9 protein-coding genes are annotated in these 13,975 nt (G+C 38.1%); 6 read left to right on the forward strand and 3 right to left on the reverse strand.

The annotated features are described in order from the left end of the window. Nucleotides 1-32 precede the first annotated feature (32 nt). The 3 genes from ACTJJH_RS08830 to ACTJJH_RS08840 form a co-directional block, all read right to left on the reverse strand. Entirely contained in the window at nucleotides 33-3,131 is a 3,099-nt protein-coding gene (locus tag ACTJJH_RS08830) for an efflux RND transporter permease subunit (RefSeq protein ID WP_440601018.1), read from the reverse strand. Nucleotides 3,132-3,146: 15 nt separating this feature from the next. Further along, nucleotides 3,147-4,256: an efflux RND transporter periplasmic adaptor subunit gene (locus ACTJJH_RS08835; RefSeq protein WP_440601049.1), complete on the reverse strand. Its 1,110-nt coding sequence runs from the start codon at nucleotides 4,254-4,256 to the stop codon at nucleotides 3,147-3,149. A 68-nt stretch (nucleotides 4,257-4,324) separates the two neighbouring features. Continuing rightward, nucleotides 4,325-4,963: a hypothetical protein gene (locus ACTJJH_RS08840; RefSeq protein WP_017400247.1), complete on the reverse strand. Its 639-nt coding sequence runs from the start codon at nucleotides 4,961-4,963 to the stop codon at nucleotides 4,325-4,327. 284 nt (nucleotides 4,964-5,247) lie between these two features. Here ACTJJH_RS08840 and pilG point away from each other — a divergent pair, with 284 nt between their 5' ends. The 6 genes from pilG (at nucleotide 5,248) to ACTJJH_RS08870 (ending at nucleotide 13,854) form a co-directional block, all read left to right on the forward strand. Continuing rightward, nucleotides 5,248-5,631, forward strand: a complete 384-nt coding sequence (pilG, locus tag ACTJJH_RS08845; protein WP_000389061.1) for a twitching motility response regulator PilG — start codon at nucleotides 5,248-5,250, stop codon at nucleotides 5,629-5,631. A 22-nt stretch (nucleotides 5,632-5,653) separates the two neighbouring features. Beyond that, nucleotides 5,654-6,016 carry a response regulator gene (locus ACTJJH_RS08850; protein WP_002116220.1) on the forward strand — a complete coding sequence of 121 codons (363 nt, stop codon included), beginning with the start codon at nucleotides 5,654-5,656 and terminating at the stop codon, nucleotides 6,014-6,016. A gap of 60 nt (nucleotides 6,017-6,076) precedes the next feature. Beyond that, nucleotides 6,077-6,613, forward strand: coding sequence for a chemotaxis protein CheW (locus tag ACTJJH_RS08855; RefSeq protein WP_002116439.1), 537 nt, complete (start codon nucleotides 6,077-6,079; stop codon nucleotides 6,611-6,613). Between the two features lie 42 nt (nucleotides 6,614-6,655). Beyond that, complete coding sequence (locus ACTJJH_RS08860) at nucleotides 6,656-8,734, forward strand: methyl-accepting chemotaxis protein (RefSeq protein WP_440601019.1); 2,079 nt, start codon at nucleotides 6,656-6,658, stop codon at nucleotides 8,732-8,734. A gap of 147 nt (nucleotides 8,735-8,881) precedes the next feature. Beyond that, entirely contained in the window at nucleotides 8,882-13,387 is a 4,506-nt protein-coding gene (locus ACTJJH_RS08865; RefSeq protein ID WP_440601020.1) for an Hpt domain-containing protein, read from the forward strand. Next, nucleotides 13,387-13,854 (forward strand): hypothetical protein, encoded by a 468-nt coding sequence (locus ACTJJH_RS08870; RefSeq protein ID WP_032036909.1) that lies wholly within the window; start codon nucleotides 13,387-13,389, stop codon nucleotides 13,852-13,854. The genes ACTJJH_RS08865 and ACTJJH_RS08870 overlap by 1 nt, the downstream gene beginning before the upstream one ends. Nucleotides 13,855-13,975: the final 121 nt, after the last annotated feature.

Consider the following 13,975-nt stretch of genomic DNA (forward strand, 5'->3'; position numbering starts at 1 on the left):
ATAAAAACGCAGATTATACGATAATCGCTGCATTATGACATGAATCGTCGTGTTTGACGCAGCATAAAGTTTTTCAAGTCATCCAGATAAGTGAAAATGACGGGTACAACCACAAGAGTCAACAGAGTAGAGGTTATCACACCACCAATAACCGCATGAGCCATTGGTGCGCTTTGCTCACCGCCTTCGCCGAGACCTAAAGCTAAGGGAACCATCCCCATCACCATAGCACTTGTGGTCATCAAAATTGGACGTAAACGGGTCTTACCAGCTTGTAAAATAGCGTCATAACGGCTCACACCCTGATCCATCGCTTTCTTAATAAAATCGATCAGCAAAATCGCATTTTTAGTGACAAGTCCCATGAGCATGATAATACCAATAATCGAAAACAGATTTAGGGTGCTTTGGAACAAGAATAGGGCAAGAAAAACACCAATCAATGACAAAGGTAAAGAGGCCATAATTGCTGCTGGATGAATAAAGCTATTAAACTGAGAACCTAACACGATATAAATAAATACAATCGATAGGGTAATGGCTGTTAATGCGTATCCCGCAGATTCAGCCATATCGGCGTTTGCTCCTTGAGTATCGAATGTATAGCCCGCAGGTAACTTAAATGCCTTTTGCATTTTGTCGATGTCTTGACCAATATCTCCGCTCGGGCGACCAGAGGTATTTGCCTCAATAAGAACCTCACGTTCAAGATCACGTCTGTTAATTTGCGAAGCCCCAAGTTTTTCTTCGGTCGTTGCGACGGCACTCAATGGAACTAATATATTTTGTCCAGCTGCATTGGTTTTATTAGAGTTGATATATAAATTTTGTACATCTTGCGGAAGCATACGTTTATTTTCATTTAAACGTAAATTCACATCATAAGTTTCGCCGTCACGATCTTCCCAAGTGGTGACATTATCGCCCGCAATTAATGGTCGAATGGCATTCGCAATTTGGGAAACAGATAAGCCCAAATCACTTGTTAGCACGCGATTAATATGAACACCTAAAGTCGGTTTAGGTTCTTTCAATGAGCTTTCTAAATCAACTACGCCTTTAATTTTTTCCATTTCAGCAATAAAGCGATCTGAAATTTTTTGTAGTTCATTTAGGTCAGATCCTTTAATAGAAATCATGATTGGCTTTTGTCCGCCAGAGACAGAATCTTGTGCTGCGGCAACAGAGGTTACTCGAATACCCGCTACAGTTTGCAAACGATCACGGAACTCATTGTTGAGAGTATTAAGATCTGAGCTACGTTCTTGTTTTGGCTTTAAGGTCACCCCTAAGCCAGCATGGTTTTTACCAGAGTCTACTTCACTGTTAACCACGCCATAAGTAGAAACCACATCGGGGAATTGTCTAATAATTTGATCGACCTGATGTAATTTGGCTTGGGTATATTCTAAAGAAGAATCTACAGGAGTCTCGAACTGGATACGGACTTCACCTTTATCTGGTGTAGGTACAAATTCGGTCCCGATGAGTTTAGACAGGCCTAATGCAGCAAATAATGAAGCGATTGCAACAATGACTGTAATGAAACGGAAGCGTAGAGCAAGCTTTAATAGCTTTTCATAAACATGAGTAAGCCGATCTAGCAAATTAGAAATATGGTTAAAAAAACGTTGTAGCCAATTATCTTTTTTCTTTACAGGATCTTTCCAGTGAGCTGAAAGCATTGGATCGAGTGTAAAGCTAATAAACATTGAAATTAAAACAGCCGTACTGACCGTTACACCAAATTGATAAAAGAAGCGTCCAATCAGACCACCCATAAAGGCTACGGGTAGAAAGACTGCCACAATAGTAAGCGTGGTTGCGAGTACAGCTAAACCAATTTCTTTTGTCCCTTCAAGAGCAGCGGTTACGTGGTCTTTGCCCAGTTCAGTATGTCGGACGATATTTTCCCGAACTACAATTGCATCATCAATGAGTAAACCAATACTGAGTGACAAAGCTAACAGCGTCATCATGTTAATGCTAAACCCAAATGCCCAGATAAAAGTTAAGGTTCCGAGCAAGGTAATCGGTAAGGTTAGACCAGTAATAACTGTAGAGCGGAAAGAGCCTAAAAAGAGTAAAACAATGAGAACTGCTAAAGCAGCACCTTCAATAATGGTTCGAACAACATCTTTGATTGAAGCGCGAATACCTTTAGAGCTATCAGCTACGACTTTGTAATCTAAACCCGCAGGCATTTGATCTTTTAATTTCTCTAACGTTTGATAAGTCTGATCGACGACTTTAATTACATTGGCATCGGAACTTTTTAAGATATCGACTGAGACCGCAGTTCTTCCATTATAAAAGGCACGCGATTGTAGTTCGGCTTGTGTGTCCTCAACAGTTGCCACTTGCTTTAAAAAAATGGGTGAACCATTTTTATTGGCAATGACCAAATCACCAAATGCAAGGGGATGAATAACTTTTGATTGAATCTGTACAACCAGTTCAGAATTTTTTTGCTGTAAGGTCCCTGCAGGCACTTCAATATTTTCATTTTTTAGCGTGTTAATGACCTGATCAATACCAATGCCGTAGCTTTGCAATTGTGCAGGAATAACCTTTATTCGTATTTGCCGTTTAGCGTCGCCCAATAAATTCACATTACCGACACCCGAAACCGTTTTAAGCTGAGGTACGATTTTTTTATCTACATACGAACTTAATTGCGCCAGACTCATGCTGTTTGATTCAAATACGACTGACATGATTGGGCTAGAAGAGGGGTCATAGCGTTGCACAATCGGTGTATCAATTTCATCACGGAACTGCGCTGTGACGGGTGCAATTTTGTCACGAACATCTTGTGCTGCAATCGCCGAAGAAGTATCAAGATTAAACTCGGCAATCACCATTGAAAGGCCTTCACTTGAGCGTGAAGTAATCTGTTTAATTCCTGAAATTGTATTGATTTGATCTTCAAGTTTTTTTGTTATATCTGACTCAACCGCTTCTGGTGACGCACCCGCATATTGTGTAGTGACTACTACGAATGGGAAATCTATATTCGGAAACTCTTCGACAGTCATACGTTTCCAAGATGCCAACCCGAGTACCATTAAGCTGAGCATCATCATAATGGTAAAAACGGGGTATTTCACACTGATTCGAGTAAACCACATACGCTATTTGCTACCTTATTTATTTTTGTCGGTTGTAACCGTCACTTTTTTATTAATGTCGGAATCTTCAAATTGAATACGGCTGACCAGATCTGTGCTTTGTAAACCTTCGACTAAAGCAATATTGTCGTTATAACGCTGTTCAACCACCCGAATTTTAACTTTTTGAATAGTGTGATTGCGTATCACCCATACAAACGGGTCATGTTGCATATTTTGAATGCTGTCTAAAGGAATCGTTTGGCCTTGATGAGTGTCATTGCGCAGAATGTTTCCATTAATGAAAGCCCCAATACTTAACGAATCAATTTTTTCTTTAGGAGCAGCAAAAAACTCAATTTGTCGACTGTCTTGATCGGCAACAGGTGAAATGCGAGTAAGCGTTGCATTTAGTTGTTTAGAATTGCCCTGAATTTGATATTGAATGTTACTACCGATCTTAAGCGCAGATTGCTGTTCAATTGGCAACTTGGCCTGTATTTCAAGTTGATCAGGATTTACGATTTCAAATAGTGTTTGTCCAACTGAAACAGTTTGACCGGGTTCAACTTGGCGTTTAGTAATCACACCTGAAATTGGACTAGTAATAATTCCGTCTTGATCCGCTTTTTTAGCAATATCAACATTCGCTTGTTGTGCTTTTACACTTTCAAGCTGGCCTTTATAGTCAACCTGACTTTGTTCAAACTCGACACGAGCAATAAAACCTTGATTAAATAATCTCTGTTTTCGGTTCATCAAATTACGAGCAAGTTCAGCTTGTGACTGAGCTGATGCAAGGTTGGCGCGTGCTTGCGCTAATCTTGCAACATTGTCCTGATTATTCAATCTCACCAGAACTTGGCCTTTTTGTACCTGTTGTCCCACATTTGCAGTGACATTCGTCGCTGTTGCACTCACTTGTGCCTGAATGGAACTTTGCTGAACCGCTCGAATAGTTCCTGTAAATGCAGTTTGAGAGTCAAGAGCTCCTTCTTTAACAGCAATAAGATCTTGAGGAATAAGCTCAATTTTTACAGGAGCTGAGGCTGAGGTTTGAGTTGTTTCTTGCTGATTACATGCAGCTAAAATTAAACATAAACTAATAATACTCAGTTTAAAAAAAGTAGAAGGGGTGAGATGCATTGTGTGCATACAGCATCATCCTATAATTCAAATTTTATTTTGCCCCTATTCTTGATAAACCTTTGCAGTTATTCAAGCTTTTTTAAACGATCGATAATATTTTCATACTCATTGTTGGTTCGGTTATAGGTCTTGGAAAGTGTTTCAAGTGTTTGTTTAACCCGATTAATATTATTTAGATTGTTTTCAATCAACGCCTTATGACGCTCAGGAATCGGTTCTCCTTTTCTGAAATACTCCATTTCCTGACGCTTAAATAAAATTTTGTCTTGTTGTAATTGATTAAGTTGTTCCTGTTGATAATTAATTTGCTTTTTTATAGACACTAATGCCTGATCTCTTTTAATCGAAGCTGTCTTACTATTGCTATAAGCTTTTTTTAATTTGATATCTTGTTCTTTATGTCGCGCCAATAATGCCCGTTGACTCGATTGATTTAAATCAGCTTCAGCATTATAAGAGTGGTTTCTTTTTATTACTTGCATATTACGATCTAGAGCTTCATAACCATAACGAATATGAGCAGGTGTGACCGATGTACTAATATTGGCAATACCATGTTGGTCATAATAACGATACCAAACCGCTTTAGGTGTGTCGGCAATAGCAACACTAGAGGGTAAGAAAAAGAGTGATCCGAAGGAAATAATGCCTATAGATACAGACAAACAGTTCCTGTAAAAGGCATATTTCATCCTGTCATTCATTGAAAATCCCCAAAAAAGATAGCTAAGTCGCTTATTTTTAAATATTTAATCTTCATTATATTAATTATTATTTAGCTGAATAAAAATATAGTCATTATAAAAAAAATGATAATTTTAATTAAAGTGTGATGAGGTTAAAAGTTATTGTTTATAAATGAGAAAGTAGACAAAAATGCCTCATTGAAAATAGAACGTGAGATATGTTAAAAATGCGTATAAATGTGTAAAAACAAATTTAAGTTAAATTGCATTTATATTTTATTTTTATGGGGATGGAAGATTAAATGGAAGATGCATTCCAAAATCTGAAAGTAATGGTGATTGATGACTCAAAAACCATTCGCCGTACAGCAGAAACCTTATTACAGCGCGAAGGCTGTGAAGTCATTACTGCTGTGGATGGATTTGAAGCTTTGTCCAAAATTGCAGAAGCAAATCCGGATATTGTTTTTGTCGATATCATGATGCCTCGTTTAGATGGTTATCAAACTTGTGCTTTGATAAAAAACTCTCAAAATTATCAGAACATTCCCGTTATCATGCTCTCTAGTAAAGATGGTTTATTTGATCAGGCAAAAGGGCGTGTGGTAGGTTCAGATGAATACTTGACGAAACCTTTTAGCAAAGATGAATTGTTAAACGCGATTCGTAATCATGTAAGTTCATAAACAATAATTTGAGGGCAAAAAAATGGCACGTATTCTCATTGTAGATGATTCACCAACCGAAACTTTTCGTTTTAAAGAAATCCTAACCAAACATGGTTATGACGTGCTTGAAGCATCAAATGGTGCAGATGGTGTAACTCTTGCAAAAGCAGAGCAACCAGATCTTGTATTGATGGATGTTGTAATGCCAGGTGTAAATGGTTTTCAGGCAACACGTCAGATTACTCGTGATGAAGACACTAAGCATATCCCTGTTGTGATTGTGAGTACTAAAGATCAGGCAACTGACCGTGTATGGGGCAAGCGTCAAGGTGCAATCGATTATTTGATTAAGCCAATCGAAGAAAATCAATTGATTGATGTAATTAAACAATTTCTAAATTAACTCATCCCTCCATAAAAACATAAATAACGGGCATTTTGTACCCGTTTTATAGGATCGAGTATGGCAGCGAATGGATTTATCGAGTTACTTCGTTTGTCTAAACGGGGTAATAAGAATTACGCTTCAGTTCAAAATGAAGCACAGCGATGGTCAGGAATTGCTTTTGAAATGAGAGGGCAATACTTCGTCGCACCACTTGGGGAAGTGTCAGAAGTAATCTATCCACCAAAATATACACCAGTTCCAAATACCCAAAGTTGGGTAAAGGGATTGGCAAATATTCGAGGAAGACTACTTTCAGTGTCTGATTTGGCGCATTTTATTTTAGGGCAACGAAGTTCATTTTCGTCAACTCAAAAAGTATTGTGTATTAGCCATCGCGACCAGTATGTGGGGTTGGTCGTGGATCAGGTTTTGGGGATTCAGCACTTTAATAAAAAAAGCTTTTTTTCTCAAAGCTTAGACTTAGAGGAAAATCTAAAAGAATATTGCCAAGGTTATTTTCATCAACATAACCAGCATTGGCATGTCTTTTTATTTAGTCGTTTATTGCAAAACCCACATTACATGAATGCATCGACAAAATTTATAAACTAATTTTTACGCTGTGAAAACAGAGTATTTTTCTGGGGAAAAGCTATGGGCTTTAAGCTTAAAAAGAAAGGCAGTAGTCGAGTTGCGTCCGAAAAATCGGGTGTCAATTTTATTGCAACAATCCAGTCAAAAATTGAGCAGTTTGCCAGTTTATTTGGGGAAAGTGAAAAGTCCAAGCCAATCCTGTATGCAGCACTTTTATGTTTTGTGCTTGCATTAGTTTCTCTAGCCTATCTGTTCTATAACGTACCACGTCATAACCAGTTAATTCGAAGTCTCGGTGAGTTACGTTTGTTATCTCAAACGATTTCTAAACAAGCAACTGAAGCAACTGAGTCTGGCTCTCAAGAGGCAATCACCAAGCTACAGCAGTCTCAAAAAGACTTTAATGAAAACTTACTTGAGATTGAAAATATTCACGGTAAGTCGACTGATGAATATCAAAAAGTTCAAGTTATGTGGACTGAACTTTCAAAAAACATCGATTTGATTTCAGCACATCAAAAAGTTCTTAACCAGTTATATGACACCAACATCTCTATTAGCGAAACCGTCCCTGAGATTCAGGCAGAATATAACTTGATGGTTGACCAAATGGCGCGTCAAGGTTTGCCAAGTAGTCAGGTAATTATTGCTAAAAACCAGGTATTTATTGCCGAACGTATTTTACGTTCTATTAACTCGGTATTAAGTGGTACCGATGGTAATGTATCGACTAGCGATTTTGGTGTAGACATTGATACGTTTGGTACGTATTTAAATGCTGAACTTAATGGTAATGCTGAATTGGGTGTTGATCGTATTGCAGATCCGGCTTTACGTGAATCATTAGAAAGTATTAAATCTGAATATGACAAAGTCTTAAAATCTGCTGCTGCCACGGTATTAAAAAATGGTAACCAGATTGTCAATGTTCGTCAGGCATCTTCTCAAATCTTCTCTAAATCAGATGTGATGTTAGATAACTTGGGGCATTTATCTGATGTAGCAAGAAAGAACTGGCTTACTTTATTGTTAGGCGCGGTGCTAATCAGTTCTTTAGCAGGCTTAATCTTCTCTGTACTTAAATTGATCACATTACGTAGTGTGATGGATAAGCAACGTGTTACTCGATTACAAGACGAGTATGACCGTAACCAAAACGCGATTTTACGTTTACTTGATGAAATCGCCGATCTTGCAGATGGTGACTTACGTTCATATGCAACCGTATCTGAGGATTTTACGGGAGCGATTGCCGACTCGATTAACTTCGCGATTGACCAACTACGTGATCTTGTATCCCGTATTCATGAAACCTCTCAAGAAGTTGCTCGCTATACGCAAGATACGCAGAGTATTACGAACCAATTAGCAGAGGCGTCTGAGCATCAAGCTCAAGAAATTGCTGGTGCATCAACAGCAATGAATGAAATGGCGCAATCGATTGACCAAGTATCTTCAAATGCATCTGAATCTGCTGAGGTAGCTGAGCGTTCGGTACAAATTGCCTCTAATGGTGCGCAAGTGGTAAACCGTTCAATTGAAGGTATGGACACAATCCGTGAACAGATTCAAGAAACATCTAAACGTATTAAGCGATTGGGTGAGTCTTCACAAGAAATTGGTAACATCGTATCGCTCATTAACGATATTGCCGACCAAACTAACATTCTTGCATTAAACGCAGCAATTCAAGCATCTATGGCTGGTGAAGCAGGTCGTGGTTTCGCCGTAGTTGCTGACGAAGTACAGCGTCTTGCAGAGCGTTCTGCATCGGCAACTAAACAGATCGAAACTCTGGTTAAAACAATTCAGACCGATACAAATGAAGCTGTTATTTCGATGGAACAAACCACCACTGAAGTTGTGCGTGGTGCAAACTTGGCAAAAGACGCGGGTATTGCCTTGGATGAAATTCAAAAAGTATCGGGTGACTTGGCAAACTTAATTGCCAGCATTTCTGATGCAGCAAAACTTCAATCTGCATCTGCCAGCCATATTGCGACCACCATGACAGTCGTACAAGAAATTACTTCACAAACGACAACTGCAACCTTTGATACAGCACGCTCTGTTTCTGAACTAGCAAACATGGCAGAGTCATTACGTGAATCGGTAACGGACTTTAAATTACCTGATTAAATTGGGGATGAGAATAGCTGTTTCAGTACCGCTATTCTTCTAAAAAGTATTAACAACACCAGATAAATATTGGGGAAACAGCTATTTTTCTGGTGTTGACTCTGTCGTTTTTCTCCATTTAGGGGACAAGCAAAAGAAGCCTTTGCTATGAAAGAAATATTAAAAACTTTAACTAAAGCAATGATGCTACCGGAAGATAGCTACTCTCAACAAGACGATGAATTTCTTGAAATATTTGTCGAAGAAATTGAAGAAATTTTTGTTGAATTACAATCTTTGATTCACGAATGGATGCAATCTGAAAATGTTGCTACGCTTACTGAAATCCGCCGTCATTTTCATACATTGAAAGGTTCAGGGCGAATGATTGGGGCCAAATCTTCTGCTGAGCTTGCTTGGACTGTAGAAGATACGCTTAATCGGGTAATCAATCAGAGTCTCGGATTAACTCCTGACATCCAACAATATGTTCAGTTGGTATTTAAGTTCTATTTCTTTAAGTTAGTAGATGACTTCAAATCTAAAAAAAATCATACCCTAGACTTTAGGCCCCTAATTTTATTGGGACAACAATTACAGCAACAGCAAAGTATAGAACCCGCGTTAGACGAACTTTTATTATTATCAGATATTCTTACTGCTGAAACTCAAACTGGTTTAGAAACATATGACTTAGAACCAGAATCTACAGAAGTTTTAACTATTTTGACTCCAGAAGTTGCTATAGAAACTGAACAGACTCTTGCTGAAACCTTAATTTTATTTATGGAAGAAGCAGAAGAGCACTTAGCGACAATTGATCAGTTTTTGGAAAAAGAAATACATCAGCATGAAAGTTATAATGCTCTAATACGTGCGTTACATACATTACGTGGCAGCTCTGCCATGGCTCATGTAGAACCAATCTTTGAAGCTAGTACCAAAGTTGAGCATTTATTTAAAATACTATTACAAGAAGAGCTTTCTTCTCATTCAGAAGAAGTTTCATTACTCCGTGATTATCGTCAGTTTATTCGAAATAGTTTAGATCTATTGGCTGCACATTGCTCTACTGAGCAATTGGAATCTGATCTACAAAAATTTAATCAGGTTTGGGATGCTTACATGGAGCAGCATGGTGAGCATTCGAGCCCACTCATGCCTCCACATGGTTTAGTGTCTCAGCTATTACAGCTAGATGTTGCTGAATTACTTGATGCGGAATTAGACTTTGAGAAGGGAATACGTACAGAGTTTCCTCATTATCTTGAACGTTTAAGTGAACAAGCAGATGTTTTGCTGCAACATACTCAGTCGCAGGCAATGATTGGTTTATATGAATATACTAACCAGTTGAAAGAAAGCTACGACATATTGCTTGATCGACCTGATTTATTGCAATCAGATTATATTTTTGAAATTTATCAAAAAGCGCACCAACAATTAATTCAGTTATTTGATGCATTAGCTGCGGGACAAAGAGTAAGTATCATCGAGCAACACCAAAATGTCTTGGATGAGCTAAAACTATATACTCAATATATTCCAAATCTTAATTCCGAATCATTAGAAACTCATCAAGACGTTTTTGAACCATTGTTTAATGCTGAAGTTGAACAAACGGCGAATGAACCTCTGATAGAAAATGTATTCACTGATCAGGTCACCATAGGGCAGAGTGTACAACTAGATCGACAGTTTATTTCGTCTGAGTATGTAAACCGTCATTTTGATCCAGATCTTTTAGATATTTTTCTTGAAGAAGCCGATGAGTTGCTTGAGGGAATGGATACAGATCTTAATCTTTGGGTTAATGATCAAGAAAACTTTGCCGCTCTCAATAATCTGATGCGTTATTTGCATACCTTAAAAGGTGGGGCAAATATGATTCAGGCAACTTATATTGGTTTAATTGCACATGAGTTAGAAAGTATTTATGAGCGTTTAATTCAAAAACAGTTGATAGCTTCGTCTGTTCTCATTGATTTTATTCGACTAGTTCAAGATGACTTGGCTGACCGTCTTCAAATAGTGCGTGAACAGCACCTAGATTATGCTGCTTCTCATACTATTCAAGCACTTAAAAATGCAGGTCAGGTATTTGATTCTCATATTAAAGAGAGCAAAACAGAACCTGAAACGTATGTTATACCTGAATTAAATTTTGAAGTATTACAACAAGAAGCGATAAATAATACGGCGTTAAACCTCAGTGAGTTAACTTCTGCTTCTGAGCAGATTGCTAAGTCTAATAATCAACTTGTTGAGCAAACCGAACTACAAGTTCTTCATGCTGATCACGATCAAAAAGAGAGTATCCCAGATCAAGATATTAATACTGTTGTCGAGCAGACATTCATGGAGGAAGCGGCCGAACTATTAGAAATGGCCGATCACTTATTAAAACAATGGTTCGAGCAACGTACTAACCGTAGTATCTTGCTTCAACTACAAAGGGCAGTGCACAGCTTGAAAGGCGGTTCCCGTATGCTGGGACTTGAAACCGTGCAAGCGATTGCTTATCAACTTGAGAATGCTTTTGAACAATTTGCGCTTCATCATTTCAGCTCAAATATTTATGACAACTTATTAGAGAGTGCAGTTGTCTGGTTAAAAGAGGCAATTTTTAAACAAAATTATCAACACTTCGATGGGTTACAACAAAGTCTGGAAAATATCCAGTTCATTGAAACAGCAATTCAAATTCCTAGTAAGTTAACTAGAACTGATCTATTCAGCACGGAACCTGTAATGAGTTTTGTGCAAGGTGACGGTACAGAACCACCGCCAATGATGGGTGATTGGGAACAAGCACAACGCCTTGATCAAAATAATGAGATGATTCGAGTCTCGGCAGATTTAATTGAAAAAATGATTGATCTGTCTGGTGAAAATTCGATTAACCGTTCGCGAATTGAAATGGATTTAAGCCAATTTGGTCATACCTTAGCGGAAATGGAATTGGCTATTCAGCGACTTGCAGATCAGTTGCGTCGAATGGAAGGCGAATTAGAAACCCAAATTATTGCAAAACACGGTATTGAGAACTCACGTTATACGGAATTTGATCCTTTAGAGATGGACCAATATTCTTCATTAAATCAGTTATCAAAGTCTCTTGCCGAGTCTGCATCGGATTTAGTAGATTTTAAAAATACATTATCTGAAAAGATCAGAGACACTGAAGGTTTATTGGTACAGCAATCGCGTATTCAGGCTGAAATTCAAGAAGGTCTTATGCGAACACGCTTAGTACCATTTTCTCGATTGTTGCCTCGTCTGCAAAGAATTGTGAGGCAGACTTCTACCGCGTTAAATCGACCAGCAGAGCTTTTCGTTAATAATACAGAAGGCGAGCTGGACCGGACAATGTTAGAACGTTTGGTTACGCCACTTGAGCACATGCTTAGAAATGCAATTGACCATGGACTAGAAGACCGTGCGCAACGTGAGCAAGCGCAGAAACCAGAAACGGGACGTATTGAACTCAATATTCATCGTCAAGGTACAGATGTTGTAGTTACATTTAAAGACGATGGACAAGGTATTGATATCGAAAAGGTTCGTCAAAAGGCGTTAATGTCTGGTTTGATTAATCCAGAGCAAGTATTAGAACATCAAGATATTTTACAGCTGATTTTCCATCCTGGTTTAAGTACAGCCGATCAAGTCACTCAGATCTCAGGTCGTGGCGTAGGGCTGGATGTCGTGCAAAGTGATATTAAGGCCTTAGGTGGCCATGTGAGTGTCGACTCTGTATATGGGCAGGGAACTGTCTTTACCATACGTGTTCCAACGACAGTAGCTGTTAGTGATGCTTTAATGGTTAAAGTTGCTGATCAGCAATTTGCAATCCCACTGGCTCAGATTGATCGAATTGTACGAGTTTCACCAGCATCATTAGAACAATATTTCGGAAGTGCACAAGAGCTCTTTGAATTTGAAAATAAGCGTTATCCATTACGTTATTTATCTGAGTTTGTTGGTAATCAACCAATTCCGCGCTTAAGTGGAATGATGTATTCATTACCAGTATTAATGATTAAGGCAAATAATGGACAAAACGTCGCATTATTAATTGACCAACTGATTGGCTCACGCGCACAGATTGTAGTTAAGCCAATAGGACAACAATTCTCTAGCATTGGTGCGATTGCAGGAGCAACTATTTTAGGTGATGGCCAAGTTTGTCTAATTTTAGATGGACAAAATATTGCTCGCCAAATTCAATCTACTCGCCGACATAAATCGCTTAATGAAACTATTTATAGAAAACGCGAGTCTGACGAGCGACGTCTTATCATGATTGTAGATGACTCGGTAACTGTACGTAAGGTGACGTCTCGCTTACTTGAACGTCAGGGCTATGATGTAGTTACAGCTAAAGATGGGGTTGATGCCATTGAGCAGTTGGAAAATATTAAACCAGATCTCATGTTACTTGATATTGAAATGCCGCGAATGGATGGCTTTGAGGTACTTAACCTCGTTCGACATCATGATCTACATCAAGATATGCCAGTGATTATGATTACATCACGAACTGGTGAAAAACACCGTGAACGAGCATTTACTTTAGGTGTTAACCAATACATGGGTAAACCTTTCCAAGAAGAAGACTTACTTCACAATATTGATGCGTTATTCATGACATTTGAAGGGGGACTTGCCTAATGAAAAGTAATATAAGTACATCCTTAATTAATGAAATGGACCAGCAAGAGCTTCAGCATTTAATTACTGTCTCAACTGGTTTTATTGATGCATATATTATTGAATGCCATCAGCAAGTGCCGATGCTATTGCCACAAAATATAGTGTTATCTGCTATGGATGTTAAAAATGGTATCAAGCATATTGAATGGCATGATGTAAAACTCCCTGTTTATTCGGTTCACAACGAAATAGATTCTCGAGCAGTAGCATTAGTCATTGAAAGTGAAGACATTAGTCAACGTTTTGCACTTATGTGTAAATCGATGCCAGTTTCAGTTCGTCTGCGTATTTCTGAAGTCGTAGATGAAAATGAAGATATACAAGAGTCTTTGCAGCACCCAACGGTATTTAAATATGTCCGTATGGATAATCAACGCTACCATGTTCCTAATTTGCAATATATTCAAAATTCACTTCATCTATAAAATATCTAAAAAAGGAACTCATTTTGAGTTCCTTTTTTATTAAAACTAAATAATTTCTAAACATGTTGAAATATAGTTTAAGATTTTTTTAATAATATTTAAATTATACTAATAAAGAGTT

It is taken from the genome of Acinetobacter sp. 22301 (genome assembly GCF_052045285.1).
In the GTDB taxonomy this organism is placed as follows: domain Bacteria; phylum Pseudomonadota; class Gammaproteobacteria; order Pseudomonadales; family Moraxellaceae; genus Acinetobacter; species Acinetobacter pittii.